The organism is Actinophytocola sp. NPDC049390 (assembly GCF_044466355.1).
Taxonomy (GTDB): domain Bacteria; phylum Actinomycetota; class Actinomycetes; order Mycobacteriales; family Pseudonocardiaceae; genus Actinophytocola.
Map to the genome: position 1 here is coordinate 126,812 of NZ_JBITMQ010000011.1, position 25,193 is coordinate 152,004.

Annotated in this window: 25 protein-coding genes and 1 tRNA gene; 20 read left to right on the top strand and 6 right to left on the bottom strand. The window is 70.8% G+C overall.

Features of this window, described 5'->3' with window-relative positions; translation table 11 throughout:
- The first annotated feature begins 19 nt into the window (after positions 1–19).
- Genes ACIBVP_RS28505 through ACIBVP_RS28515 form a run of 3 tightly spaced genes read left to right on the top strand, consistent with a single transcriptional unit; the run spans position 20 to position 3,748 of the window.
- Entirely contained in the window at positions 20–1,009 is a 990-nt protein-coding gene (locus tag ACIBVP_RS28505; RefSeq protein WP_396109665.1) for an ABC transporter ATP-binding protein, read from the top strand.
- Positions 1,002–2,000, top strand: coding sequence for an ABC transporter ATP-binding protein (locus tag ACIBVP_RS28510; protein WP_396109429.1), 999 nt, complete (start codon positions 1,002–1,004; stop codon positions 1,998–2,000). The genes ACIBVP_RS28505 and ACIBVP_RS28510 overlap by 8 nt, the downstream gene beginning before the upstream one ends.
- 29 nt (positions 2,001–2,029) lie before the next feature.
- The gene (locus ACIBVP_RS28515; protein ID WP_396109430.1) at positions 2,030–3,748 is read left to right on the top strand and encodes a S8 family peptidase; all 1,719 of its coding nucleotides are present in this window, start codon (positions 2,030–2,032) and stop codon (positions 3,746–3,748) included.
- 60 nt (positions 3,749–3,808) lie between these two features.
- Here the strand turns inward: ACIBVP_RS28515 and ACIBVP_RS28520 are convergent, their stop codons facing one another.
- Positions 3,809–5,515, bottom strand: a complete 1,707-nt coding sequence (locus ACIBVP_RS28520) for a carboxypeptidase-like regulatory domain-containing protein (RefSeq protein ID WP_396109431.1) — start codon at positions 5,513–5,515, stop codon at positions 3,809–3,811.
- 147 nt (positions 5,516–5,662) lie between these two features.
- The gene (locus ACIBVP_RS28525; RefSeq protein ID WP_396109432.1) at positions 5,663–7,126 is read right to left on the bottom strand and encodes a S10 family peptidase; all 1,464 of its coding nucleotides are present in this window, start codon (positions 7,124–7,126) and stop codon (positions 5,663–5,665) included.
- Between the two features lie 23 nt (positions 7,127–7,149).
- Here ACIBVP_RS28525 and ACIBVP_RS28530 point away from each other — a divergent pair, with 23 nt between their 5' ends.
- The 15 genes from ACIBVP_RS28530 (at position 7,150) to ACIBVP_RS28600 (ending at position 17,542) form a co-directional block, all read left to right on the top strand.
- Positions 7,150–7,866 carry a uracil-DNA glycosylase gene (locus ACIBVP_RS28530; protein ID WP_396109433.1) on the top strand — a complete coding sequence of 239 codons (717 nt, stop codon included), beginning with the start codon at positions 7,150–7,152 and terminating at the stop codon, positions 7,864–7,866.
- Between the two features lie 131 nt (positions 7,867–7,997).
- Positions 7,998–8,474, top strand: a complete 477-nt coding sequence (locus ACIBVP_RS28535) for an HAD domain-containing protein (RefSeq protein WP_396109434.1) — start codon at positions 7,998–8,000, stop codon at positions 8,472–8,474.
- Between the two features lie 59 nt (positions 8,475–8,533).
- Entirely contained in the window at positions 8,534–9,187 is a 654-nt protein-coding gene (locus tag ACIBVP_RS28540; RefSeq protein WP_396109435.1) for a DUF4129 domain-containing protein, read from the top strand.
- Positions 9,184–9,633 (top strand): hypothetical protein, encoded by a 450-nt coding sequence (locus ACIBVP_RS28545; RefSeq protein ID WP_396109436.1) that lies wholly within the window; start codon positions 9,184–9,186, stop codon positions 9,631–9,633. The genes ACIBVP_RS28540 and ACIBVP_RS28545 overlap by 4 nt, the downstream gene beginning before the upstream one ends.
- Positions 9,630–10,604 (top strand): AAA family ATPase, encoded by a 975-nt coding sequence (locus ACIBVP_RS28550; protein ID WP_396109437.1) that lies wholly within the window; start codon positions 9,630–9,632, stop codon positions 10,602–10,604. Before ACIBVP_RS28545 ends, ACIBVP_RS28550 begins: the two co-directional genes overlap by 4 nt.
- Entirely contained in the window at positions 10,601–11,974 is a 1,374-nt protein-coding gene (locus ACIBVP_RS28555) for a DUF58 domain-containing protein (protein WP_396109438.1), read from the top strand. The genes ACIBVP_RS28550 and ACIBVP_RS28555 overlap by 4 nt, the downstream gene beginning before the upstream one ends.
- Positions 11,971–12,483 (top strand): hypothetical protein, encoded by a 513-nt coding sequence (locus ACIBVP_RS28560; RefSeq protein ID WP_396109439.1) that lies wholly within the window; start codon positions 11,971–11,973, stop codon positions 12,481–12,483. The genes ACIBVP_RS28555 and ACIBVP_RS28560 overlap by 4 nt, the downstream gene beginning before the upstream one ends.
- Positions 12,484–12,562: 79 nt before the next feature.
- Positions 12,563–13,888 carry an NAD(P)/FAD-dependent oxidoreductase gene (locus tag ACIBVP_RS28565; RefSeq protein ID WP_396109440.1) on the top strand — a complete coding sequence of 442 codons (1,326 nt, stop codon included), beginning with the start codon at positions 12,563–12,565 and terminating at the stop codon, positions 13,886–13,888.
- Between the two features lie 144 nt (positions 13,889–14,032).
- Positions 14,033–14,106: transfer RNA gene (locus ACIBVP_RS28570), tRNA-Leu, on the top strand.
- Positions 14,107–14,351: 245 nt separating this feature from the next.
- Positions 14,352–14,678 (top strand): ArsR/SmtB family transcription factor, encoded by a 327-nt coding sequence (locus tag ACIBVP_RS28575; protein ID WP_396109441.1) that lies wholly within the window; start codon positions 14,352–14,354, stop codon positions 14,676–14,678.
- The gene (locus ACIBVP_RS28580; protein ID WP_396109442.1) at positions 14,675–15,112 is read left to right on the top strand and encodes an SRPBCC domain-containing protein; all 438 of its coding nucleotides are present in this window, start codon (positions 14,675–14,677) and stop codon (positions 15,110–15,112) included. The genes ACIBVP_RS28575 and ACIBVP_RS28580 overlap by 4 nt, the downstream gene beginning before the upstream one ends.
- Positions 15,109–15,594, top strand: coding sequence for a pyridoxamine 5'-phosphate oxidase family protein (locus ACIBVP_RS28585; RefSeq protein ID WP_396109443.1), 486 nt, complete (start codon positions 15,109–15,111; stop codon positions 15,592–15,594). Before ACIBVP_RS28580 ends, ACIBVP_RS28585 begins: the two co-directional genes overlap by 4 nt.
- On the top strand, positions 15,591–16,244 hold the full coding sequence (locus ACIBVP_RS28590; RefSeq protein ID WP_396109666.1) for a DUF899 domain-containing protein: 654 nt from the start codon (positions 15,591–15,593) through the stop codon (positions 16,242–16,244). Before ACIBVP_RS28585 ends, ACIBVP_RS28590 begins: the two co-directional genes overlap by 4 nt.
- A gap of 41 nt (positions 16,245–16,285) precedes the next feature.
- Entirely contained in the window at positions 16,286–17,098 is an 813-nt protein-coding gene (locus ACIBVP_RS28595) for an alpha/beta fold hydrolase (protein ID WP_396109444.1), read from the top strand.
- A gap of 33 nt (positions 17,099–17,131) precedes the next feature.
- A complete protein-coding gene (locus ACIBVP_RS28600) occupies positions 17,132–17,542 on the top strand; it encodes a PPOX class F420-dependent oxidoreductase (RefSeq protein ID WP_396109445.1) in 411 nt (136 codons plus the stop codon).
- Between the two features lie 11 nt (positions 17,543–17,553).
- On the opposite strand, the gene ACIBVP_RS28605 is transcribed toward ACIBVP_RS28600, so the two are convergent.
- The 3 genes from ACIBVP_RS28605 to ACIBVP_RS28615 form a co-directional block, all read right to left on the bottom strand.
- The gene (locus ACIBVP_RS28605; RefSeq protein WP_396109446.1) at positions 17,554–18,411 is read right to left on the bottom strand and encodes a hypothetical protein; all 858 of its coding nucleotides are present in this window, start codon (positions 18,409–18,411) and stop codon (positions 17,554–17,556) included.
- 70 nt (positions 18,412–18,481) lie between these two features.
- Positions 18,482–20,476 carry an SDR family oxidoreductase gene (locus ACIBVP_RS28610; RefSeq protein WP_396109447.1) on the bottom strand — a complete coding sequence of 665 codons (1,995 nt, stop codon included), beginning with the start codon at positions 20,474–20,476 and terminating at the stop codon, positions 18,482–18,484.
- Between the two features lie 15 nt (positions 20,477–20,491).
- Positions 20,492–21,601: a polysaccharide deacetylase gene (locus tag ACIBVP_RS28615; protein ID WP_396109448.1), complete on the bottom strand. Its 1,110-nt coding sequence runs from the start codon at positions 21,599–21,601 to the stop codon at positions 20,492–20,494.
- Between the two features lie 214 nt (positions 21,602–21,815).
- On the opposite strand from ACIBVP_RS28615, the gene ACIBVP_RS28620 reads away from it, so the two are divergent.
- Positions 21,816–22,619, top strand: coding sequence for a Bax inhibitor-1/YccA family protein (locus ACIBVP_RS28620; RefSeq protein WP_396109449.1), 804 nt, complete (start codon positions 21,816–21,818; stop codon positions 22,617–22,619).
- A gap of 3 nt (positions 22,620–22,622) precedes the next feature.
- Here ACIBVP_RS28620 and ACIBVP_RS28625 read toward each other — a convergent pair whose 3' ends face one another.
- Positions 22,623–23,603 carry a DUF5937 family protein gene (locus ACIBVP_RS28625; RefSeq protein WP_396109450.1) on the bottom strand — a complete coding sequence of 327 codons (981 nt, stop codon included), beginning with the start codon at positions 23,601–23,603 and terminating at the stop codon, positions 22,623–22,625.
- Between the two features lie 55 nt (positions 23,604–23,658).
- On the opposite strand from ACIBVP_RS28625, the gene ACIBVP_RS28630 reads away from it, so the two are divergent.
- Complete coding sequence (locus ACIBVP_RS28630; protein ID WP_396109451.1) at positions 23,659–24,876, top strand: MFS transporter; 1,218 nt, start codon at positions 23,659–23,661, stop codon at positions 24,874–24,876.
- Positions 24,877–25,193 lie beyond the last annotated feature (317 nt).

The following is a 25,193-nucleotide window of genomic DNA, read 5'->3' on the forward strand; positions in this document are numbered from 1 at the left end:
TTCCTACGAGCCGGGTGCGGTGCCGGACGGCCCGCTGCTCGAGGTCGAGGACCTGTTCGTCGAGTTCCGCACGCGGGACGGTGTCGCCAAGGTGCTCAACGGCGTCAGCTACCACGTCGACGCCGGTGAGACGCTCGCGGTGCTCGGCGAGTCCGGGTCCGGCAAGTCCGTGACCGCGCAGGCGATCATGGGCATCCTCGACACACCGCCCGCGGTGGTCACCGGCGGCGAGATCCGGTTCCACGGCGAGAACCTGCTGGCCGCGAGCGACGAGCGGCGCAACGACGTGCGTGCCGAGGGCATCGCGATCATCTTCCAGGACGCGCTGTCCGCGCTGAACCCCGTGTACACGGTGGGTTTCCAGATCGAGGAGCAGCTGCGGGTGCGCCTCGGGATGACCCGCAAGGACGCGCGGGCCAGGGCGATCGAGCTGCTCGACCTGGTGCGCATCCCCAACGCGGCGAGGCGGGTCCGGCAGTACCCGCACGAGTTCTCCGGCGGCATGCGGCAGCGCGCGATGATCGCGATGTCGCTCGCGCTCGACCCGGAGGTCCTGATCGCGGACGAGCCGACGACCGCTCTCGACGTCACCGTGCAGGCCCAGATCATGGACCTGCTCAAGGAGATCCAGGTCGAACGCAAGATGGGGCTCATCCTCATCACGCACGACCTCGGTGTGGTGGCGGAGGTCGCCGACCGGATCGCGGTGATGTACGCGGGCCGGATCGTGGAGCACGCGGACGCCGTGTCGCTGTACCGCAACCCCGGCCACCCGTACACGGCCGCGCTCATGGACTCGCTGCCGCGCCTGGACCAGAAGGGCTCGACGCTCAACACGATCAAGGGCCTGCCGCCGAGCCTGCTGGCCATCCCGCCGGGCTGTCCGTTCCACCCGCGCTGTCCGCGTGCGGTGGAACGGTGCTCGGCCGAGGTGCCGCAGGACCACAGGCTGGGCTTCGGGCGGACATCGAAGTGCCATTTCGCGGAGGAGCTGGTCAGCAATGTCTGAGCCGATTCTCGAGGTCCGCGACCTGGTCAAGCACTTCCCGGTGCGGGTCGGGGTGCTGTTCAAGCACACGGTCGGGCAGGTGCGCGCGGTCGACGGCGTCTCGTTCGACCTGAACAAGGGTGAGACGCTCGGCGTGGTCGGCGAGTCCGGCTGCGGCAAGTCGACGCTCGCGCAGGTGCTGATGCGCCTGGAGCCGCCGACCAGCGGCACGGCCACGTTCAAGGGCCGGGACATGTTCGCCATGCGCGGCGAGGAGCTGCGCAGGTTGCGGCGCAGCATCCAGATCGTGCTGCAGGACCCGTACACGTCGCTCAACCCGCGCATGACCGTCGGCGACATCGTGGGTGAGCCGTTCGAAATTCACCCGGACGTGGCGCCGAAAGGCTCGCGGGCGGGCAAGGTGCGGGAGCTGCTCGACGTGGTCGGGCTCAACCCGGAGCACATCAACCGGTACCCGCACCAGTTCTCGGGCGGGCAGCGGCAGCGCATCGGCATCGCCCGCGCGCTGGCGCTGCGCCCGGACGTGATCGTCTGCGACGAACCGGTGTCCGCACTGGACGTGTCCATCCAGGCGCAGGTGATGAACCTGTTGGGAGAGCTGCAGTCCGAGTTCGGACTGTCCTATGTGTTCATCGCACACGACCTGTCGGTGGTGCGGCACCTCTCTGACCGGGTGGCGGTGATGTACCTCGGCAAGATCGTCGAGATCGGCACCGAGGAACAGATCTACAACCACCCCATGCACCCGTACACACAGGCACTGCTGTCCGCGGTGCCGGTGGCCGATCCGACCGTGCGCGGGCAGCGACAGGTCATCCGCCTTGAGGGTGACGTGCCGAACCCGGTCGATCCGCCATCCGGGTGTCGTTTCCGGACCAGGTGCTGGAAGGCGCAGGAGATCTGCGCGGAAGAGGTACCGGAACTGGTGCCACGCGCCGGGGGGCATCCGAGCGCGTGTCACTTCGCTGAGGAAAGATCGGTCGTGCCCTGAGTGGTACGTGATCGGCGAGGAGGAAGTGCGTGAAACGGAAGTTGGTCCTCGCGGCGCTGCCGGTGGTGCTTGGTGCGGCGGTCGTCGCCGCGCCGGCCACGGCGGCGGCGCAGCCGGAGCTGTCCGGGAAGACCGTCGAGTACAACGTGCTCGCGGCCGACGGCGTCGGCGTGAAAGCGGTCGAGCGGGCGGTCGAGCGGGCGGGCGGTGACGTCACGCGCAGCAACGCCGCCGCCGGACTGCTCACCGTCACCGCGCCCGAGAACGGGTTCACCGAGCGGATGCGCTCGGTGCGGGAGGTGCTGTACGCGAGCAGGTCCGTCACGGTCGGACACTCGCCGGACGCGCGCAAGGCGCGCGTCGCGGACCAGGACGCGGTCGAGAAGGAGAACCGCGGACAGGGCAAGAAGGGCAAGCGCAAGCCCGCCCCCGCGGGCATGGACCCGCTCGACGGGCAGCTGTGGGGCCTCACGTCCGTGCGGTCGGACCTCGCGCGCACCGAGCAGCCCGGTGACCGCCGGGTGAAGGTCGGCGTGCTCGACACCGGTGTGGACGGTTCGCACCCGGACATCGCGCCGAACTTCGACGCGCGGCTGTCCCGCAACTTCACCCACGACATCCCGGTCGACGAGAACGGCAACACCGTCGACGGGCCGTGCGAGTTCAGCGGCTGTGTCGACCCGGCGAACTGGGACGACGGCGGGCACGGCACCCACGTGGCGGGCACGATCGCCGCGGCCGCCAACGGTTTCGGTGTCTCCGGTGTCGCGCCGAACGTGTCCATCGTGAACATCCGCGGCGGCCAGGACTCGGGCTTCTTCTTCCTGCAGCCGGTGGTCGACGCACTCACCTACGCGGGCGACGCCGGTCTCGACGTGGTGAACATGTCGTTCTACGTGGACCCGTGGCTGTACAACTGCGCGGACAACCCGGCGGACACGCCGGAGCAGCAGGCGCAGCAGCGCATGACCCTGACGGCCATGACCCGCGCGCTGAACTACGCGCACGACAAGGGCGTCACCCAGGTGGTGTCGCTCGGCAACAACCACGAGGACCACGGCGACCCGCACGACGACCTGGGGAGCCCGAACTTCCCGGACGGCAACGCACACCCTCGTGACATCGACAACGCGACGTGCCGGGTGATGCCCATCGAGGGCCCGCACTCGATCGGCGTGTCGGCGTACGGCCCGTCGATGGCGAAGGCGGACTACTCGAGCTACGGCCTGGAGCGGATCTCGGTGTCCGCGCCCGGTGGCTGGTTCCGTGACTACTTCGGCACGCCGCGGTTCCGCACGAACGAGAACATGATCCTGTCGACGTACCCGAAGAACGTCGGCATCGCCGAGGGCATGATCGACCCGGCGACGGGTGAGGTCACGCCGGACGGTGTCGCGGCGGGCGTGCAGAAGGCGTGCCAGGGCGACGCGTGTGGGTACTACCAGTTCCTGCAGGGCACGTCGATGGCGTCCCCGCACGCGTCCGGCGTGGCGGCGCTGATCGTGTCCGAGTACGGCGAGTACCGCGGCGGCAAGGCGTCGATGGACCCGGACGACGTGCAGCGCGTGCTCGAGGAGACGGCGTTCGAGCGCCCGTGCCCGACTCCGCGCACGGTCGACTACCTCGACGAGGGCCGCGACGACTCGTTCACGGCGACGTGTGCGGGTGACGCGGAGTTCAACGGCTTCTACGGCCACGGCAACGTGGACGCCTGGGCCGCGGTCACCATGGGTGACAAGTACCTGTAGGTCCCGCACGGAAAACGGGCCGCCACGCGACTCGCGTGGCGGCCCGTTCCATGTGGACGGTCAGCTGGTCCTGCGGCGGCGGGTCACCAGCAGCGCGCCGACTCCCGCCAGCAGCGCGAGCGCCCCGATGACGACGGGCGCGCCGATGCTCGCCCCCGTCGACGCGAGACCGCCGGGAGCCGGGCTGCCCTGCGGTGCGGGCGGCGTGGTCGTCGCGGTGGGTCCGCCGCCGGGGGCACAGTCGGCCGGTCGGCGCGGCAGCTTCGGCGCCGGTGCGTCGCCCCGTTCCACCTCGACGTGGAGCTGAGGCGGGTAGTCACCGATCACCCTCGTGCTCTGCGGGTTGTCGTAGCGCACCTGCCAGCCCTTCGGCGGGTAGAAGTACACGTCGTAGTCGCCGACCGGCACCTGCTTGATCGTGAACCGGCCGTCGGCGTCGGTCGTCGCTTCCACCACGGTCGGGCAGCGGTCGTCGGACACGGCCACGACGCGCACATCGCCGAGCCCCGTCTCGTCGTGGCCGACGAATCCGGAGAGGTTCTCGAGCATGCCCGGCACATCGGCCTCGTCGTGGGCGTTCGGGTTGTGCTCGCTGGTGACGCCTTCGTACCCGAAGTCGCAGCCCACCCACACCCGGCCGTACCGGTACGAGAACTCCGGCATGGGCTCGGTGACGTCGAGTTCGAGCGTGGAGTGGGGTGCGATGTCGACGCCACCATCGCCGAGCGCGCCCCAGCCGGGGCCACGGCCCCACAGTCCGTCGCTGTTGCCGACCCGGTTGCAGTTCGCCACGATCCCGGTCAGTGGCAGGTCCCCGCTGTTCGTGAGTGTCACGTGGACGACGGGCGCCTCGTCCTTGCCGTAGGTCTCCTTGGCGAACTCGAGGTCCACGACGAGGTCGGTGACCGGGCGCACAGCGCGAACCAGCATGCCGTCCACACCGGACTCGCCGACAACGACCGTGCGGTAGCCGATGTCCAGGCCGTTCGGTGCGGTGCCGTCCATGGCGTAGATGCCGGTGGGCATTCGCGGGATCGAGAACGTGCCGTCCGCGCCGGTGGTCACCGTGAACCTGCTCTCCTGGTGCTGGTCGTTCTGCCAGGTGAGGGTGACGCCCGCGAGCGCCTCGCTGGTGTCGAAGCGGTTGTCGCCGTCCCGGTCGTCGAAGGCCGTCCCGTTCGCGTGGGCGAACCTGGGCGTGACGGGCACGGTGAACTCGAAGAACTTCGTGGCACCGCTGTCGTCCCAGACCGCCAGCCGCAGGCGTGCCGTGGTGATGTCCGGGTTGGCCATCGTGCCGACGAACTTCATCGTGACGGTCGCGCCCGCCGCGATCGGTATGTCGCGGATGAGGTCGCCGATGTCCCGCGGCCGAACGAGATCCGGATCGTCAAGGGTCCACACGCTCGCGCCGACCGTGTCCGCGGCGGCGCCGTTGTTCTTGACGGTGACCGTGACCCGCATGTTCTCGCCGGTCACGTAGGACGGCTTGTCGAAGGTCGCGGACACCGTGAACTCGTCGACGGACACCGTCGCGACGTCCTCGCGTGGTGCCTCGGGTTCCGTTGCCGGCGACTCCGTTCCCGGTGCGGTCGTCCCGGGTGCCGACGTTGTCGTCTCGGTTGTCGTCTCGGTCGTAGTCCCGGTCGTCGTCTCCGTGGTCGTCTCCGTCGACGACTCGGACGACGGTGGTGCCGACGGGGACGTGGTTTCGGCCGGGTCGGCGGCGGCGACCGGGGCCGTGATCAGTACGGCCGCGACAGCCACGCCCAACGCGCGTAAGGGACGCAACACAAGTAACCACCCCAGTGTGCTCAGGGGCGGCCGGATGCCCAGGCCTGTCGACGGTCCCCGCGCCGCGCGAACGGAGCGGGGACCGCGACCGCCATGCGTGACGAATTCGTGGAGTTTAGCTCAGCGGTTCGACGCGGCGCGGACGAAGTCCGCGAGGTCGTCGGACTGCTTGAGCCGGGACGGTTCGTGGGCGTACATCATGTGACCCGCCTCGTAGTAGGCGACCTCGATGTTGGCGCGCAGGTCGGCGGGCAGCTGCAGGTGGGCCAGCACGTGCTCGGTGGCGAAGTACGGCGTCGCGCCGTCGTGGTAGCCCGACGCCACGTGGACCTTCAGGTACGGGTTGGCGCGCATCGCGGCACCGAGCTTGTCGGTGACCGTCACGTGCGAGTTCTCGAACTCCTTGTACGACCATGCCTCGTGCGTCGAGAGGCTCAGCACCTCGTACGGCAGGTCGTTCGGGTACTCCAGTTCGGTGCGCACGTAGTGGTTGAACGCGGCCGTGTACGCACCCATCAACGCGGTGGACGCCGGGTCGTCCTCCCAGTGCTCGCGGCCGTAGTCGGGGTCCCAGCCGGTGAACCGGCCGTCGAGCCTGCCGACGACCTGGCGGCGGTCGCGCAGCAGCTCGGTGTAGAACCGGACGTGCTCGACGCGCATGTCGACGCGGTCGACGTAGTCCTCGGAAAGCCCGGTCAGCGCCGCGTAACGGGCCACGGTCGCCGCGCGGTCCTCTTCGGACAGTCGGCTGCCCTGGGCCAGCGCCCACGGGTAGTCGCGGTGCGCGAACTCCTCCGCGTCGGCGAGCACGTCGGTGAGCGTGCGGTCGCCGTGCAGGCCGTGGTAGTGCGCGATCGCGGCGTACGTCGGCAGGAACGTCACGAACGGGAGGTCGTTGCCGGTGGTGAAGTCCAGCGACGCGAAATCGAGCACGGCGGAGACGAGGATGAGCCCGTTGAGGTACATGCCGTGGCGCTGCTGCAGGTGTTGCGCCAGGCCGCCCGCGCGGGTCGTGCCGTAGGACTCGCCCGCCACGAACTTCGGCGACAGCCACCGGCCGTTGCGCGTCGTCCACAGGCGGATCACCTCGCCGACGGACTCGATGTCGGCCTCGAAACCGTGGTAGTCGGCGGGTTTCTCGCTCTTCGTGGCACGCGAGTAGCCGGTGCCGACCGGGTCGATGAACACCAGGTCGCTGTGCGCCAGCAGCGACTCGGCGTTGTCGGCCAGCCCGTACGGCGGCGGCTCGAGCGCACCGGCGTCCCCGGAGAGGACGCGGCGCGGGCCGAGCAGCCCCAGGTGCAGCCAGACGCTGGACGAGCCGGGCCCGCCGTTGAACGCGAACGTCACCGGCCGGGTCGCGGGGTCGGCGCCGTCCAGTGTGTACGCGGTGAGGAACACCTCGGCCTTGGGCAGGTGCCCGTCGAACTTGCCGTCGGTGAGCACTTCCTTGCGCAGCACGACCCGGCCGGTCGTGGCCGTGTAGTCGAGCTTCGCGCTGCCGGTGGAGAGGGTGTGGGAGGTGCTGACGAGGTCGTCGGTCGGTTCCGGCGGAGTGCGTTCCTCGCCCTGAGTGTCTGCCATGGCCGCACCCTACGCTGGAAAACATGCCCGATCTCGCGGATTTGGATCACCGGGTCACCACCTGCCGGCGGTGCCCGCGCCTCGTCGCGTGGCGCGAGGAGGTGGCCAGGGTGAAGCGCGCGTCCTTCGCCGACTGGGACTACTGGGGCCGCCCGGTTCCCGGCTTCGGCCCGGCGGACGCGTCGATCGCGATCGTCGGTCTCGCACCCGCCGCGCACGGCGCGAACCGCACCGGCCGCATGTTCACCGGCGACCGATCGGGTGATGTGCTGTACGCCGCCCTGCACGCGGTCGGCCTCGCGTCACAGCCGACGTCGACGCACATCGACGACGGGCTCGAGCTGTACGGCGTGCGGATCACCGCGCCGGTGAAGTGCGCGCCACCGGAGAACAAGCCGACGCCGACCGAACGCGACAACTGCCGGCCGTGGCTCGCCGAGGAGCTGTCGCTGCTGGCGCCGACACTGCGGGTGATCGTGGTGCTCGGCGCGTTCGGGTGGCAGGCGTTGCTGCCGGTGCTCGCCGCGGCCGGGTGGCGGATCCCGGCGCCGCGGCCGAAGTTCGGGCACGGGGTGACCGTGCCGCTGGAAGGCCCGGCGCCGTTGACGCTGCTGGGCTGCTACCACGTGAGCCAGCAGAACACGTTCACCGGCAGGCTCACCCCGGCGATGGTGGAAGCCGTCCTGACGAAGGCGAAGGAGATCGCGGCCGCCCATGACGACGTTCGTCACGAAGAGTGAAGCAATCGCCTCGCTTCTGACCTGCTCCAGGTTGACGATCCCGACGTCCTGGCGATGTCGATGGTCGTACTGATCGGCGATGTTCTCGACGCTGTCGCGGCCTGTGCTCCCGCACGAGACGCGGTCCAGCCGTGAGCGGGTTGTTGTTCCTCGACATCGACGGGGTGCTGAACCCGTGGGCGGCGGCCGGGTGCCCGGCGGGCTACGCCGAGCGCCGGTGGCGGCGCAGGAAGGCCTGGCTGTCGGCGGCGCACGGGCCTGCCCTGCTGGCGCTGGCCGCGCGCACCGGGCTCCAGCTGGTCTGGGCCACCAGCTGGGGTGACGACGCGAACCGCCTGGTCGGCAAGGCCATCGGGTTGCCGACGCTGCCGGTCGTCACCTTCGCCGGGCCGCATGCCGACACCGGGCCGGACTGGAAGTTCACCGCCGTCGGGCGGTTCGCCTACGGGCGGCCGCTCGCCTGGTTCGACGACGACTTCGAGTTGCGGGCCGGTGCGCGGGAACGGTTCCTGGCCCGGCGGGACCAGCCCACCCTGCTGGTCCCCGTCGACCCCGCGAGCGGGTTGACCGCCGCCCACCTCGACGTCGTCGCGGGGTGGCGGGCCTAGGTATCGATCCGAACAAGGGCGGTTCACGGGTGCGCGCCGGTCCGGCATGCTTGTTCGGCATGGGGGGCAACCGGACGGCCTTGCTGTTCGCCGCCGCCGCGTCGTTGCTGGTCGTGGTGGTCGCGGCGCGTGGGAGTTCGCCCGTGCCCAGCGAGGTCAACGACTTCCACATCAGTCCGGGGCTGCCCGGTGTGCTGCTCTCGCCGGCCAACGTGGGCGCGCGGGGAAGCCCCGACACCGCCGTGGACCCGGCTCTCGTGGCGAAGATCATCGTGGGGTTGCTGGTCGTCCTGTGTGTGATGGCGGTCGTGTTCTCGGTGCTGAGCTTCCTGCGCGGCAGGCGGCTGCTCGGTGTGGGCCAGGTGGTCGAGGCCGTCGAGGCGCCCGCGGTGGACTCCGTGCCCCGGCTGCGGCTCAAGGACGCCGTCGTGCAGGCACGCGACATCCTCGCCAGGGACGGCGGGCGGCCTCGGGACGCGGTGATCGAGGCCTGGGTGACGCTCGAGAACGCCGCCGAGCACACCCGCCGACCGCACGAGACTGCCACCGAGTTCACCGTCGCCCTGCTGGCGGAGGAGAAGGCCGACGAGGCGGCGCTCCGTGAGCTGCGCACGCTCTACCAGCGCGCCCGCTTCGGTCACGGCGACGTCGACCCCGGCAGCGCCGCGCGTGCCCGTGCCGCGCTCGAGCGGATCCTGGCCACGATCCGATGACGCTGCGCCGCGCTCTGATCCTGACCGTCGTGGTGACGGCCGCCGTGGTGGCCGCCGCCATGTTCGGGATGACCGTGCCGCTGGGCTGGGCCCTCCTCATGGCTCTGCCCGCGGCCGCGCTCACGTTCGCCGGGTGCCTGCTCGCGGGCACCTTCGACGCCGACTGGACCGCGGCGCCCGACCCGCCGTCCGCGAGCGTCACCCTGCACGCCACCTTCCTGACCGAACGCCTTGAGCGGTCCGCGCTCGACCAGTACCGCTTCACGTCCCGGGTGCAGCCGCGCCTGCGCCGGGTCGCGCAGTCCGTGCTCGGGCCCGACCTGAACACCCCGGCGGCCAAGGAGCGGCTGGGTGCCGACCTGCACCGGCTGCTCACCGCACCGGACGCCCAACTGCCGCCGCCGAAGACGTTCGCCGCGCTGATGCGGCACCTGGAGGAGCTGTGACCACCCTGACCATCACCGACATCCGCACCGAGGCCGACGCGGTGCGCAGCGCCGTCGGCACGGTCGTCGTCGGCCGGGACCGGACGTTGCGGCTCGCGCTCGCGGCCGTGCTCGCCGGCGGGCACGTGCTGTTCGAGGACGTGCCCGGCCTCGGCAAGACGTTGATGGCCCGCAGCCTCGCCCAGGCGCTCGGCCTGGAGTTCCGGCGCATCCAGTGCACGCCCGACCTGCAGCCCGCGGACATCACCGGCTCGTTCGTCTACGACCCGGCTGACCGCGAGTTCACCTTCCGCGAAGGGCCCGTGTTCGCCGGGCTGCTGCTCGCCGACGAGATCAACCGCACGCCGCCGAAGACGCAGGCCGCGCTGCTGGAGGCCATGCAGGAGAAGCAGGTCACCGTCGAGGGCCGCACGTTCGCCCTGCCCCGGCCGTTCCACGTGCTCGCCACGTCGAACCCGGTCGAGTACGAGGGCACCTACCCGCTGCCCGAAGCCCAGCTGGACCGGTTCCTGCTGCGCCTGGACATCGGCTACCCGCCCGCCGAGGAGGAGGCCGAGGTGCTGCGGCGGCGCATCGCCCGGCAGCGCGAGGAGACGGTGCTGGCGCCGGTCATCGACGCCTCCCGGCTCGCCGACCTGCAGGCCGCGCTCGAACGGGTCGACGTCGACGACGACGTGCTGCGCTACTGCGTCGACCTCGCGGGCGCCACCCGAACGCACCGCGCGGTCGAGGTCGGCGCCTCGCCACGCGGCTCGCAGGCGTTGCTGCTGGTGGGCAGGGCCCTCGCGGTGCTCGACGGCCGCGAGTACGTGCTGCCGGAGGACGTCAAGGAGTGCGCGGTCGCCGCGCTCGCGCACCGGCTGACGCTGCGTCCCGAGACGTGGGGCAGCGGTGTGACCGCCACGCAGGTCGTGACCGAACTGCTGGGTCAGGTCCCGGGCCCGGCCACCACCCGGCCGGACCCGGCGTGACCACCGGGGCGCCCCCGCGGCCCCGCGAACCGAAGGCCGTCACCTGGCTGAAGGCGCGCCGCGCGGCCAGGAACGAGGGCTGGCGCCGTACCGACGCGCTGGTCCGCGCGCTCGTGTGCGGGGTCGGGCTGATGCTCGTCGGGCTGGTCATGCACCGCGTCGAGCTGGCGCTGATCGGGTTGCCCCTGGTGATCAGCCTGCTGCTCACGCGCACTCCGTCCGGCAACCCGTCGATCGTCTCGAAGGCACGTCCCGACACGGTCGACGCGGGCAACGACGCGGTGGTCGGCGTGACCGTCCGGCCGGGCAACGACGCCGTGTTCACCGCGTTGCGCATGCCGCTGCCCACCACGCCGGGCGTCGGCCCGGTGCACCTGCTGCCCGCCACCGACGGCGAGGTGCGCACCAGGGTCACGTGGAACGCCTGGGGCCACGGCATCTACCTGCGGCCCGACCACCTGTTCGCGGGCCACGACGGCCTGCACGTGTTCGGGCCGGTCGTCGGCGTCGTCGGGCAGCACACGGTCCTGCCGCCGATCGAGCCGCTGCCACCCGGCCCGCTGCCGCCGCGTGCGGCAGGCCTGGTCGGCGCCCACCGGTCGCCCCGGCCCGGCGACGGCATGGAGCTGCGGGACATCCGCCCGTTCCAGTCCGGTGACCGGCTCCGCCGCGTGGACTGGCGGGTGTCGCTGCGCGCGTCCGCGGCGGCGGGCGGCACGCTCGTGCCCGGCACGCTGCACGTCCGCGAACGGCACGCCGAGGCCGACGCCGACCTGCTCCTGGCGCTGGACACGCGTCTCGACGTGGGCCGGGACGTCGCCGAGTGGAACGCCGAGCCGGTCGGCATGGACGTGCGGAAGGGCGGCAGCCTCGACCTCGGGGTGCGCGCGGCCAGCTCGATCGCGGCGGCGCACCTGCGGCACGGCGACCGCGTCGGCCTCATCGACCTCGGGCACCCGCGCGGCGGTGTGCCCGTCGGGTCCGGCCGCAGGCAGCTGCAGCGGATCCGCCACCAGCTCGTGCACTCGTCGCGCCGCGTCGCGGGCAGCGGCGAAGCGGTGCTCAACCACGCGCAGGTGCCGCCGGGGGCGACGGTCGTGGTGCTGTCCCCGTTCCTCGACGACCTGCTCGTGGACCTGACCGTGCGGCTCACCCGCCGCGGCCGGCTGGTGCTCGCCGTGGACCTGATGCCCGCCGAGCTGGCGCCGGACCGGACGACGCCGTGGGGCGCGGGCGTGGTGTCGATCCTGCGTGCCGAGCACCGGATGCGGCTGCGTGCGCTGGAGGAGCACGGGGTCGTGGTGGTGCCGTGGGACGGTGGCGGGCAGATCGCGGCGCTCCTGCGGCAGCTGAGGGGGCGGCGACGGTGAAACCGGACGCGCTCGTCGTCGGCAGAGGTATCCCCGCCTGGCTGCTGCGTGTGGTGATCCTCGTGGTCGGCGCGGCCATCGGGGCGTTGCCGCTGTCCGAGGGCACCACGACCGGCACGCTCTTCGTGCTGCTGCCCGCCGTGCTGGCGTCGGCCTACGCGCCCGCGTCGCCCGCACCCGCGGCCGTGGTCGTCGTGGCGGCGGTGCTGCTCGCGCTCGGGGACGGCGGCCCGCTGCGGGCCGAGGTGCTGATCATGGTGCCGCTGGTGCACCTGTTCCACGTGACGTGCGGGATCGCGGGTTTCCTGCCCGCGTCCGGCCGCGTGCACGCGGGCGCGCTGCGGTCGACGGCCCTGCGGTTCCTGATGGTCCAGGCGGTGACGGCGGTGGTGGCCGTCGCCGTCGCGGTGCTGCCGGAGGGGCGGACCCAGCCGGTGGTCGAGGTGCTCGCGTTGGCCGGGCTCGCCGGGGTTGCGCTGCTCGTCGTGTGGTTCCAGCGCACGGAATGACCTGTGCGGGGCAACACAGCGAGCACTGTCACAGCCGGGGCGGTGGGCGTCCGGGATGCTCGGATGACACCATAGAGATATGGCGCGAGGACTTTCGCAACCGAAGCGGATCGTGATATTGGGCGGCGGGTACGTCGGCCTGTACACGGCTCTGGGTCTCCAGCGGAAGCTCAAGGGCAACGAGGCGTCCGTGACGGTCATCGACCCGCAGCCGCACATGACCTACCAGCCGTTCCTGCCCGAGGCCGCCGCCGGTGCGATCGAGCCGCGGCACGTGGTGGTGCCGCTGCGCAAGACGCTCAAGCGCTGCCACGTGCTGACCGCGCGCGTCACGCAGATCTCCCACGCGAACCGCTGCGTCGAGATCGAGGCGCCGGACGGGCACCACGAGCAGGTCGAGTACGACATCCTCGTCGTCGCGCTCGGGTCGGTCGCGCGCCTGATGCCGATCCCCGGACTCGCCGAGCAGGGCATCGCGTTCAAGACCATCGGCGAGGCGATCTTCCTGCGCAACCACGTCATGTCCAAGCTGGACGCGGCGGCGAGCACAGTGGACCACGAGCTGCGCCGCAAGCTGCTGACGTTCACGTTCGTCGGCGGCGGGTTCGCGGGCATCGAGGCGCTGGCCGAGCTGGAGGACATGGCCCGGTTCGCGACCAGGTACTACGAGAACATCGAGCCGTCGGACCTGCGGTGGGTGCTCGTCGAGGCGGCGGGCCGGATCCTGCCCGAGGTCCGCGAGAGCCTCGGCGTCTACACGGTGCTGCAGCTGGAGAAGCGCGGCATCGAGGTCTACCTGTCCACGCTGGCGAAGTCGTTCGAGCACGGGCACGTGATGCTCTCGGACGGCACCGAGTTCGACAGCGACACGATCGTGTGGACCGCGGGCGTGAAGGCCAACCCCGTGCTGGCCACTTCGGACCTCCCGCTCGACGAGCGCGGCCGTCTCAAGGCGACACCGACGCTGCAGGTCGAAGGCCTGCCGGAGGTGTGGACCGCGGGGGACAACGCGGCCGTGCCGGACCTGTCGCGCGTGGACGAGGACCCGACCGCGCTGTGCGCCCCGAACGCGCAGCACGCGGTCCGCCAGGCGAACCGGATGGCGAAGAACATCGTGGCCGTGCTGCGGGACAAGCAGCCGGTCGATTACTTCCACAAGAATGTGGGGTCGGTGGCGAGCCTGGGCCTGCACAAGGGCGTCGCGGACGTCTACAACGTGAAGGCCAAGGGCTTCATCGCGTGGGGCATGCACCGCGGCTATCACGTCGCGCGAGTCCCCACGTTCAACCGGAAATTCCGTGTGGTAGCCGACTGGTTACTGAGTGGACTGTTACGCCGCGAGGTCATCTCGATGGGCCAGATCAACAATCCGCGCGCCGAGTTCGATCGCGTGTCACGGAGCTGACCAGCGCGATTTCGGTGGACACCGCCAGGTAGCCTTACCCAGCCCGGCCTGGGTAGCGCCAACTGGCGTATCCCGGATTGGGCCAGCGGAAGGATTTTCCGAAAACCGCTCCGTAGCCGTGTGATCACGTCCTAGGCTGCGGCTGCCCCCGTAGCCCAACTGGCAGAGGCAGCCCCCTTAAAAGGGGTGGAGTGCCGGTTCGAATCCGGTCGGGGGCACAGCGTTTCTCAACGTTTTCTCGCCCGTTTCTCGCGACTCACCGCAATTGCGCTGACACGCACTGTGTTCCCATTCCGCGTGCTTTTTTGTGGCAACGTTTGCATCCTTGCAGGTGAGAGCGTGTGCGAACACTGTGGACGCATGATCGATCGCGTTCCGCGACCAGGAAAGCGCTAACCCCGGGGGCTTGACAGCGCTCGTACAGTCAACCTGTTGGTTAATTAACCAGAAGGTTGAGTACCAAGTGGACCAGTTGAGCAGTACGTTCGCCGCCCTGGCGGACCCCACGCGGCGCGCCATCCTGGCGCGGCTCGCGAACGGCGAGGCGACGGTCACCGAGCTGGCCGAGCCGTTCGCGATGAGCCTGCCCGCCGTCTCGAAGCACCTGAAGGTCCTCGAACAGGCGGGGCTGATCTCGCGGACCCGCACCGCGCAGTGGCGGCCGTGCCGGCTGGAGGCGGCGCCGCTGAAGGAGGCGACGGGGTGGCTCGCCGAGTACCGGGCGTTCTGGGAGAGCGGCTTCGACCGGCTGGACGACCACCTCCGCGGACTGCAGGGGAAGGACCGATGACCGACCTGACGATCACCCGGCTGTTCGACGCGCCACGCGACCTCGTGTTCGCGGCGTGGACGAACCCCGACCACCTCGCGCAATGGTGGGGGCCGACGGGCTTCCGCGCCTCGTCCTGCACCGTCCGCCTCGAAGAGGGCGGCCGGTGGCGGACCTGCATCACCGACGGCGCGGCCGAGTACTGGGCCAGCGGCGTCTACCACGAGATCCTCCCGCCGGAGCGGCTGGTGTTCAGCTTCTCCTGGGAGGAGCCGAAGGGCACGCGCGAGCACGACACGCTCGTGACGGTGACCTTCTCCGACCGTGACGGCAAGACCGAGATGACCTTCCACCAGGCGATCTTCCGCACGGCCGACGAACGCGACGGTCACGTGGGCGGCTGGCAGGAGTGCTTCGCCGACCTCGCGGAACACCTCAAGGAGAGCACCGTATGACGATCACCCTGGAGCAGGGCGACCTCCGCCTGCTCGACACCGACATCGCCCGGCGCAGGCTGGCGGCGATCAGCCCGCTGCGGCTCGCGTACACCGCGCTGGACGGCACGCCGCGCGTCCTGCCCGTGCAGTTCCTCTGGAACGGGGAGGAGGTCGTGATGGGCGGGTTCGCGCCGTCGGCCCGCGGTCGCGCGCTGCGTGCCAACCCGAGGGTCGCGCTCACGCTGGACACCGACGACCAGCCGCCCGAGGTCCTGCTCCTGCGTGGTGACGCGCAGGTCACCGAGGTGCGCGGCGTGGTGTCGGAGTACGAGACGTACATGCGCGCGGGCATGCCCGCCGAGGCGGCGGACGCGTACTTCGCGGAGCTGGGGGCCCGGGAGGTGGTCATGGAGCGCATCGCGGTCCGGCCGGTCTGGGCCGCCGTCATGGACTTCCAGACGCGGTTCCCGGCCGCCATGCCCGAATGGCTGCGGTCATGAACGCCGCGCTGCCCGAGGTCGTGTCGCAGGAGGAGTGGGCCTCGGCGCGGGAGAAGCTGCTGGTCGAGGAGAAGGCCGCGCTGCGGGCCCTGGACAGGGTGAACGCGCAGCGCCGTCGTCTGCCGATGGTCCGCTGGGACACCTCGTACGTGTTCCGGTCCGTCGACGGCGAGGCGAGCCTGCTCGACCTGTTCGACGGCCGCCGCCAGCTGATCACCTACCACTACATGATGTTCCCGGGTGACCCGCACCGCTGTTCCGGCTGCGCGTTCCTGGTCGACAACATGCCGAGGCAGCAGGAGGCGCTGCACAACCGCGACGTGTCGCTGGTGGTGACCGCGCCCGCGCCGCTGTCGGAGAGCGAGCCGTTCCGGGAGCGGATGGGCTGGACCGTGCCCTGGTACTCGACGCACGGCTCGACCTTCACGGCCGACTGCGGCGCGGGCCAGGGGTTCGGGGTGAGCGTCTTCCTGCGTGACGGGGACGACGTGTACCGGACCTACTACACCACCGGACGCGGCGGTGACCTGCTGGTCGGCACCCTGCGTTACCTGGACCTGACCCCGTTCGGCAGGCAGGAGGCGTGGGAGGAGTCGGGCCGCGGGACCGACGGCCCGGGAAGTTGGTGGCGACTCCACGACGAGTACTGAGTTACTGTTAATCCGGGTAACACTCAGTGCGGAGGTGGCGTATGGCCCGGCAACCCATCGAGGTCGCGTTCGAGCGGCGGGGCAACGGCGATCCGCTGGTGCTGCTCCACGGCATCGGGCACCGCTGGCAGGCGTGGGAGCCGGTGATCGACACCCTGGCGCGGCGGCACGACGTGATCGCCATCGACCTGCCGGGGTTCGGCAGGTCGCCGCTGCTGCCGGAGGGCCGCGGGTACGACATGGCGAGCGCGGTGCAGGCCTGCGCCGACATCTTCGAGGACATGGGGCTCGGCCGCCCGCACGTGGCCGGGAACTCGCTCGGCGCGGTGATCAGCATCGAGCTGGCCTCCCGCGGACTGGTGTCCTCGGCGACGGCGCTGGCCCCCGCGGGCTTCTGGACGGCCCGTGACCGGGCGTGGGCGCTGCGGGTGCTGACGATGATCAGGAGGAGCGGCCGGACACCGTCGTGGCTGCTGAACCCGATGATCCGCAACCGCCTGTTCCGGATGGCGGCGGGTTGCCTGCTGTACGGCCACCCCTCCCGGATGACCGCCGAGATCATGCTCGCCGACCTGGTGTCGATGGTGGGCGCGGGGGGCTTCGACCTGGTGGCGGCCGCCGGCCGGGACTACGTCTACCGCTCACCCGCGCCCACCGTGCCGCTGACGGTGGCATGGGGCACCCGTGACCGCATCCTGTGGCCCCGGCAAGCGCGCCGTGCCGCGGCGCTCTTGCCGCGGGCGCGGCACGTGTGGCTGCACCGCGCGGGCCACGTGCCGATGATCGACGCGCCGGAGCAGGTCGCGTCGCTGATCCTGGAGACCTGCGCGTCGGTCACCGCGCGTGCCGCTTGATCTCGGGTGCGGTCGAGGTTGCACGATGGGCGCATGGATGATCGACTGCGTGCGCTGCTGACGGACCGCAACCAGGGCGTACTGACCACGCTGAAGCGCGACGGACGGCCGCAGCTGTCCAATGTGAGCTACACGTTCGCGGACGGCGTCGTGCGGATGTCCGTGACCGCCGGGCGCGCGAAGACCAGGAACCTGCTGCGTGACCCGCGGGCCAGCTTCTACGTGTGCGCGCCGGACTTCCGGTCGTACGTGGTGGCGGAGGGCACCGCCGAGCTGACCCCGGTCGCGATGGCGCCGGACGACGCCACTGTGGACGAACTGGTGGACGTGTACCGGACCGTCGCGGGGGAGCACCCCGACTGGGACGAGTACCGGGCGGCGATGGTCGCCGACAAGCGGCTGGTGGTCCGGATCCCGGTGGACCGCCTGTACGGCATGGCCTGACGCGTTGGGCGTCAGCGTTTCGCGTGCTGGCGTTGCGGTGGGACGGCGCCCTTGTCCTGCGGCGCGGCCGGTGGGGTGTCGGCTTCGGCCTCGCCGTCCACCGGCTCCATGAGCGAGCTGGTCCGGTCCAGCAGCTCCTTCGTCTCCCGCAACCGGCCGCTCAGCTGCTCGCGGACCGTTGTCAGCTGCCTGACCTGCGCCAGCGCCGCGTCGATCCGGCGGCGGGACTCCTCGTCGGCGGCCGCCAGCTTCGCAGTCACCTCGTTGTCGGTGTCGTTCTGCGCCTTCTCCAGCTCCCGGCGCAGCGCGTCGCGTTTCGCGGTCATCGACTCCGAGAACTCGCGGTCGATGCGGATCCGGTCGCGTTCCGCCGCCTTGTCGATGGCCTCCTGGCGGCGTTCCGCCTCGGTGGTCATCTTCTCCGCCTGCACCTTGGCCGACGCGAGCATCGTCTTGTGCGTGCGGTTCAGCTCAGCGTGCTGTTCCTCCAGGGCGCGCAGCATCTGCCGGTAGTGGTCACGGACCTCCGCGGACGCCTTCTCCGCGACCGCCCACGTCTCCTCCGCCGCGGCCTTCGCCCGCGCCCGCACCTCCGTCGCCTCGGACTTCGCCACGGCGAGCAGGCGTGCGGCGCTTTCCTCGTCGGCCTGGGTCTCCAGGCGTTCGGTCAGCGCGGCTGTCTCGCGGCGCGCGATCTCCAGCTCACCGCGCAGTTCCGCGACTTGCGCGACGGCCTCGTCGCGCTCCGCCGCGAGGCGTGCCATGGCGGCGTTCAGCTCCGCGACGCGCTGTCTGACCTCACCACGGTCGAAACCGTGGCGCGCCACGGTGAAACCATCTTCTGGGGCGTGGTCATCGACGGCAGCCATGACAAAACCGTACTCGGGTGACCGCGTACCGCAACAGATCGGAATCCGGCCGGGTCCTATGTGGACGAGGTCACCAGTGGAAGCCCCTCGTCAGGCGAGCCAGCGCCATGGCCGCCGCGCCGAGGTGACGGTCACCCTTGCCGATCTTCATGCGGCCGGACCCGCCGGCCGCCGCCGAGTCGGGGAAGATCCGGTAGCCCTGGTAGGCGATCGCGTCGACCAGGCCGGGGGCGACGGTGTACGCGGCCGAGATCATCCGGCCGGTCGGCGTCCCGATGTGCTTGGGGCGCTCGAGCAGCGCGGCCATCACCATGTCCGCCGCCTGCTCCGGCGACTTCGTCGGGAACGCGTCGTAGATCTTGGTCGGCCGGATCATCGGCGTCCTGACCAGCGGCATGTGTACCGTCGTGAACGTGATCCCGGCGCCGTGGGTCTCCGTCGCGACGATCTTGGAGAAGTAGTCCAGCGCGGCCTTCGACGCCACGTACGCCGAGAACCGCGGTGCGATGCCCTGCACGCCGATCGACGACACGTTCACGACGTGGCCGAACCGGCGCTCGATCATGTGCGGCAGCAGCGCGAGGATCAACCGGACCGCGCCGAAGTAGTTGATGGCCATCGCGCGCTCGTAGTCGTGCATGCGGTCGTACGACAGCTGCACGGACCGCCGGATCGACCGGCCCGCGTTGTTCACCAGCATGTCGATGCCCGGCTGCTCCACCAGCATCTGCGCGACCGTCTTCGCCACCGACTCGTCGTCGGTGAGGTCGCACGGGTACACGAACGCCTGCCCGCCAGCGGCGGCGATCTCGGCCCGGACCTCCTCGAGCTCCGTCTGCCGCCGCGCCACCAGCAGCGGCACACCGCCTGCCTCGGCGACCTTCAGCGCGGTCGCCCGCCCGATGCCCGACGACGCGCCGGTGATCACCACACGCCTGCCGTCCAGCTCACCGCGCTGCCCGTGCCTGCGCGCCCGGAACGGGTCGAGGTGCTCGCGCCAGTACCGCCACAGGACGTCCGCGTAGTCCGTGAGCGGCGGGGTGTCGATGTCGGTGTCGGCGAGCGCGAGGCGGGTCTCGGTCGAGTCGAACACCGGCTCGAACGTCAGCGTCGTCAGCAGCACCGGAGGGATGCCCAGCCGGTCGAGCACGGCGTCCCGCGCGATCGTCACGCCCGGCACGTGCTCGGCCAGCTTCACCAGGTTGACCAGCGGCTTCGCCAGGCCCTTGCCCAACTCCACGGTCGAGACCGGGGCGCCCGCGGCCCTGGCGAACACGTCGTAGACCTCGCGCGCGGACTGCGGCGACGGGTTGACCAGGTGGAACGCGCGACCGTCCATGCCAGGGGCGGTCACCAGGTGCGCCATGGCCTTCGCCACGTAGTCGACCGGCACGATGTTGGTGTCGCCGATGTCGGGGAACACCACCGGCACGGTCGGCAGCGCGGCCAGCCGCTGCAGCGCCGGGAAGAAGTAGTACGGCCCGTCGATCTTGTCCATCTCGCCGGTGACCGAGTTGCCGACCACGATCGCGGGCCGGTACACCCGCCACGGCACGTCGGTCTGCGTGCGGACCAGGCGCTCGGACTCGAACTTCGTGCGGTGGTACGGGGTGACGAGCCGCTGGCCCGCGTCGAACATCTCCTCGGTGAACCGGCCGCGGTAGTCGCCGGCGACGGCCACCGACGACACGTGGTGCAGGCAGCCGACGTCCAGCGCGGCCGCCAGGTCGAGCACGTGCCTGGTGCCGTCGACGTTCGCGGCGATGCTCACGTCGTCGTCGGCCGCGATGTCGTACAGCGCGGCGAGGTGCACGAGGTGGTCGATCGTCCCGGTCAGCTCGGCGACCTGCTCGTCGCCGATGCCGAGCCGCTCGGCACGCACGTCACCGATCAGGTTGCGGACCTTGTCGGCGGCGGGCCAGTCCAGCGCCACCTCGGCGAGCTTGTCCTGCGAGCGCTCCCGCACCAGCACCCAGACCCGTTCGGTGTCGGGCCTGGCCAGGATCTCCGCGACGAAGTGCCGCCCGATCAGACCGGTCGCGCCGGTCACCAGGTAGGTCGCCATGCCAAGCTCCTTCCGCTACGACACCTGAGCGTGCGGCTTGCTCCGGTAGGTGTCCAGCACCTTCGGGTCCTGCAGGGTCATCCACTCGATGACCTCGGTGTAGGTCGCGCACACCGTCTGCGGGCGCACGCACACCTCGTTCATGAACTGTTCCGTTGCCCGGCTGAACGCGCCACCCGACCAGTCGTTGAAGTGGTTCCCGACGGTCAGCGGCGCGCGGTTGGTGTTGAACGCCGCCTGGTACGCGGCCCGGTAGGTGTCGAGGGTGACCGCGGTGAACTCCGCGTCACGCGCGGGCTCGTCCTTCGCGCCGTTCAGCGAGTACCAGAGGTTGTAGTCCATCATGATCACCTTCTTGCCGGACAGCGCGGGCACCCGGACCACCGGCACCCAGAACTCCCACACGCCGTCCCGCAGCTCCGGCCAGGCGACGCCCTCCGTGGTGATGCTGGTGTCGTAGGTCATCCCGTGCTCGGTCATGGTGGGGAAGAACGCGTCCGGGTCGCCCTCCAGACACGGCACGCGGCCGCCCTTGATCGCGTCGTCCGGCAGCGCCAGACCCTTGGGCGCCGCGTCGCGCACGATCGAGAAGAACTGGTCGAGTTCGTTGTCCCAGTCGGCCCGCGACCAGCGGGCGCCGCTCGGCTCGTTGCCCGCGCAGAAGTGCCCGTTGTAGTGGGTGCCGATCTCGTGGCCCTGCTGGTAGGCGGTGTTGAGGTCGTCGATCCTCGTGGCCACCTCGGTGTCGGTGCCGCCGAAGCTGATCGACGCGCGGCCCGCGCCGTGGCCGGGGCCGGTGTACGCGCCACGCAGGCTGTCCGGCAGCAGGTAGATGCCCGACAGGAAGCCGGTGACGTGCGCGTTCACCTTCTCGGCGAGGGGGAGGATGCGCTGCCAGTGCGCGTGCGACCCGGCGCCGTCGAAGGAGAACAGGACGAACTGCGGCGGCTTCTCTCCGGGCTCGAGTTCGCGCATCCACTCCGGTGGTGACGGCTTGCCCTGTGCGACGGGTGCCTCGTCCTCGGGTGCCGGGCGGTCCGGGCCGACGGTGCCGAGTACCAGCAGGACCAGGAACGTCAGCGCGAGTGCGACTCCGGTGACGATCGGCCCCGAGCGCCGGCTCATGGCGTCCTCCTGTGATCCTCTGTAAGGCTAACGGAGAGTAGTGCCACAGGTGGGGGACGCTGGCTCGGGTGAGTCCTTGACAGTTAGTGTTTGGCCTGGGTTGGGCATAACGATCACGTCAAAACGGGTAAAGTCGCTTTTACTCGCCGGGAACGGACCGGCATGGTTGTGCGTTGAACCCGGTGCAGGAGCCATACAGGCCCAGGAGGAACAGGTGCGTTCTACCAGTAATCCCGCGTTCCGGAACTTGCCTCAGGGCGGGTTCGGCGGCGGCTACGCGGGCTTCCAGACCCAGCCGCAGGCGAACATGCCGGGATACGGCGGCTACCAGGCACCGCCGACCACGGGTGAGCGCCCGATGACGGTCGACGACGTGGTCACCAAGACCGCGTTGACGCTCGGCGTCGCACTGGTCACCGGCATCATCACCGCCGTCGCGGTGCTGAGCGGTGCCATCAGCCCGTTCCCGCCGATGATCATCGGCCTGATCGTCGGCCTCGTGCTGTCGCTCGTCATCATCTTCAAGCAGATGCCGAAGCCGGGCCTGGTGCTCGGGTACTCGGCCGCTGAGGGTGTCTTCCTCGGTGCCATCACCGGCGTCTTCGAGGCGCTCGTCCCCGGCATCGCGCTGCAGGCCATCCTCGGCACCGCGCTGGTGTTCATCGTCATGCTCGTCGTCTACAAGACGGGCGCCGTCCGCGTCACGCCGAAGCTGACCAAGTGGATCATCGGTGCCACGGTCGCGGCCGCGGGCCTGATGCTGATCAACCTGATCATGTCGCTGTTCGGCGTGAACATGGGCCTGCGTGACGGCAGCACCCTCGCGATCATCTTCTCGATCGTCGTGATCGGCATCGCGGCGTTCAACTTCCTGCTCGACTTCGACATGGCCGACCAGATGATCCGCACCGGCATGCCCGCCAAGTTCGCGTGGCTCGCCGCGTTCGGTCTCATGACCACGCTGGTCTGGCTGTACCTGGAGATCCTGCGCCTGCTGTACTACTTGAACCAGGACTGAGACTCATCCCGGGAAGGGGCGTTCCGCCGTGCGGGCGGGGCGCCCCTTCCGCGCGTCCGGGGTGAGCAGGTGTTCGGCCACCTCGGACCGCGCGTAGAGGACGAACCGCCCGGCCCGGTGCGCCGACACCAGGCCCGCCGCCTTCAGTGCGGTCAGGTGCTGGCTGACCCCACCCGCCGTGAGCCCGGTCCGCGCGGCGAGGGCGGTGGTGGACGCCGGGTTGTCCAGCTCGGCGAGCAGCCGCGCCCGGCTCGCTCCGAACACCCCGACCAGCGCTGCCGACGGCGCGGTGTGCCGTTCGGTCCAGAGGTCCCCGACTCCGCGGGGCGGGTACCGCAGCGTCGGCTGCCACCCGGGCACGGTGATCGAGAAGACCCGCGGCCACACGAACGCCGACGGCACCAGCAACAGCCCCTTGCCGCGCAGCCCGCGCCGCCCCGACACCCGGCGGTGCTCGATGAACAGGCGCTCGTCCCGCCACGTCACGGCCGGGTTGAGGTCGGCGAACAACGCGGACGCGCCGCCGGTGGTGAGCCGCCGGGCCCGGTACTGGACGTCCGCCTCGAGCAACGTCCGCACCCGCGGCCAGAACGGCGCGAGCACGCGGTCCCAGTACCCCTCGATCACCTCGGCCAGCTCGCCCGTGTCGGGCACGGCCGGGATCTCCGGGATCGCGGCCACCTCCCGCGCCACCTGCTCGTCCGGGGTCGCACGCACGGTCGCCAGCTCGTCCGCCAGCTCCGGCAGGGGCGCGGTGGGCGGTGGGCAGAGGAACGCGGGGATCACGTGCGCGGGCACGAGGTCGTGGAGCAGGCGCCAGTCGTACCCCTTGAGCCGATCGCGCGCCTGTGCCAGCCACGGCGCGTGCACGTCGTGTCCGACACCGCCCTTGAGCTGCCACACCGAGGCGACGACCTCCCACAGGGGCGAGAAGGCGAACCGTGTGTAGGCGACGTCCGCCGCGGTGAACGACAGCTCCAGCATTCAGCAGAGACTAAATCAATCGGCGTTCCGCGGCGACGCCGCGAGGCTCGTGCCCGTGAACAGAGACTTCCGGCTCCTCTTCACCGCGGCCGCGGTGAGCCGCCTCGGCACGTCGATCACCTACGTGGCGATGCCGTTGATCGCCGTGACGGCGCTGCGGGCGTCGCCCGGTGAGGTCGGCCTGCTGGCGACCCTGAGCACGGTCGCGTTCCTGGTGATCGGCCTGCCCGCGGGCGCGTGGACCGACCGGCTCCGCAGGCGAGGCGTGCTGATCACCGCGGACCTGGCCAGGGCGGCGGTGCTGCTGTCGGTCCCGGTCGCGGGGTGGCTGGGTGCGCTGACGATGGGACAGCTGTACGTGGTCGTGCTGCTGACGGGCATCGGAACGGTGTTCTTCGACGTGGCGAACCAGTCGTACCTGCCGCAGGTGGTCGGCCGCACCGCGCTGCTGGCGGCGAACACGCGGCTGGTGAGCATGGACGCCGTGAACAACATCGCGGGCCGGGGCGTGGCCGGGTTCGTGGTGGCGCTGGTGACGGCCCCGGCGGCGCTGCTGCTCGACGCCGCGAGCTACGTCGTGTCGGCGTGGTGCGTGTGGCGGATCCACCACCGCGAGCCGCGACCGTCGCGGCCGGAGGGCCGGGGGCTCGTGCGTGAGGGCGTGGTGTTCGTGGCCACGCATCCGGTGCTGCGGGCGCTGGCGGTGGCGGGCGCGGTGAGCAACCTGGGAATCGTGCTGGTGCTGACGATGCTGCCGGTGGTCCTGGTCGACGAGTTGGGCCTGGGCGCGGGCGTGCTGGGGCTGTTCCTCGCGTCGGGTGGCGTGGGGATGCTGGTGGGGTCGTTGCTGGCCAGGGGGTTGGCGGCACGGTTCGGTGCCGGGCGCGTGGTGCTGCTGGCGAACGTGGTGGTCGCGCCGTTCGGGTTCGGGATGTCGTTCGTCGGCCACGGGCCCGCGCTTTGGCTGGCGGGCGTGACGTGGCTGGCGGTGACCACGAAGGTCGGGGTGGACAACGTGCTGAGCGTGAGCTTCCGGCAGCAGGTGACCCCGGACGCGCTGCTGGGGCGCGTGATGGCGACGTTCCGGTTCCTGCTGACCGGCGCGCTGGCGGTGGCGGCGGGGCTCGCCGGGGTGCTGGGCGAGTGGTGGGGGCCGAGGTCGGCGCTGGTGGCGGGCGGGTGCGCGCTGGCGTGCGTCTGGCTCCCGGCGCTGCTGTCCCCGCTCCGCCACATGCGAGAACTGGCGCCCGTCCCGCAGAAGGCCACGTCCTGAACGCAACCCCCGGCGTGCCGAAGGACCCCTTCACCACGCGAGGGGAGCGCCTCCGCGGCCGACGAGCCACCGCGTCGAGATCGACAACGGCCTCCGGCCCCCGGACTCCAGCGTACCGGCGGGCACCGACAAAACCGGCCGCCACCTGCGGAGTTGTCCACAGGACCGTGGCCTCCGGCCCCCGAAATCCAGCCTGGCGGCGGCCACCGACGGAACCGGCCGGCCGGGGCGCGGTCATCCACAGGGCGTAACCGCGCATCCCGTGTCACAGCGCCGTTTTCACGAGTCCTACACTGAGACCCGCCTTGTGAAGCGCT

Excerpts from the sequence above, each read along its gene's own strand:
- ACIBVP_RS28510 (WP_396109429.1), top strand. The coding sequence starts at position 1,002 with ATGTCTGAGCCGATTCTCGAGGTCCGCGACCTGGTCAAGCACTTCCCG.
- ACIBVP_RS28605 (WP_396109446.1), bottom strand. The coding sequence starts at position 18,411 with ATGGCTGCCGTCGATGACCACGCCCCAGAAGATGGTTTCACCGTGGCG.
- ACIBVP_RS28525 (WP_396109432.1), bottom strand. The coding sequence starts at position 7,126 with ATGGCAGACACTCAGGGCGAGGAACGCACTCCGCCGGAACCGACCGAC.
- ACIBVP_RS28595 (WP_396109444.1), top strand. The coding sequence starts at position 16,286 with ATGGCCCGGCAACCCATCGAGGTCGCGTTCGAGCGGCGGGGCAACGGC.
- ACIBVP_RS28540 (WP_396109435.1), top strand. The coding sequence starts at position 8,534 with ATGGGGGGCAACCGGACGGCCTTGCTGTTCGCCGCCGCCGCGTCGTTG.
- ACIBVP_RS28545 (WP_396109436.1), top strand. The coding sequence starts at position 9,184 with ATGACGCTGCGCCGCGCTCTGATCCTGACCGTCGTGGTGACGGCCGCC.
- ACIBVP_RS28530 (WP_396109433.1), top strand. The coding sequence starts at position 7,150 with ATGCCCGATCTCGCGGATTTGGATCACCGGGTCACCACCTGCCGGCGG.
- ACIBVP_RS28610 (WP_396109447.1), bottom strand. The coding sequence starts at position 20,476 with ATGGCGACCTACCTGGTGACCGGCGCGACCGGTCTGATCGGGCGGCAC.
- ACIBVP_RS28615 (WP_396109448.1), bottom strand. The coding sequence starts at position 21,601 with ATGAGCCGGCGCTCGGGGCCGATCGTCACCGGAGTCGCACTCGCGCTG.
- ACIBVP_RS28625 (WP_396109450.1), bottom strand. The coding sequence starts at position 23,603 with ATGCTGGAGCTGTCGTTCACCGCGGCGGACGTCGCCTACACACGGTTC.
- ACIBVP_RS28565 (WP_396109440.1), top strand. The coding sequence starts at position 12,563 with ATGGCGCGAGGACTTTCGCAACCGAAGCGGATCGTGATATTGGGCGGC.
- ACIBVP_RS28590 (WP_396109666.1), top strand. The coding sequence starts at position 15,591 with ATGAACGCCGCGCTGCCCGAGGTCGTGTCGCAGGAGGAGTGGGCCTCG.
- ACIBVP_RS28580 (WP_396109442.1), top strand. The coding sequence starts at position 14,675 with ATGACCGACCTGACGATCACCCGGCTGTTCGACGCGCCACGCGACCTC.
- ACIBVP_RS28585 (WP_396109443.1), top strand. The coding sequence starts at position 15,109 with ATGACGATCACCCTGGAGCAGGGCGACCTCCGCCTGCTCGACACCGAC.
- ACIBVP_RS28600 (WP_396109445.1), top strand. The coding sequence starts at position 17,132 with ATGGATGATCGACTGCGTGCGCTGCTGACGGACCGCAACCAGGGCGTA.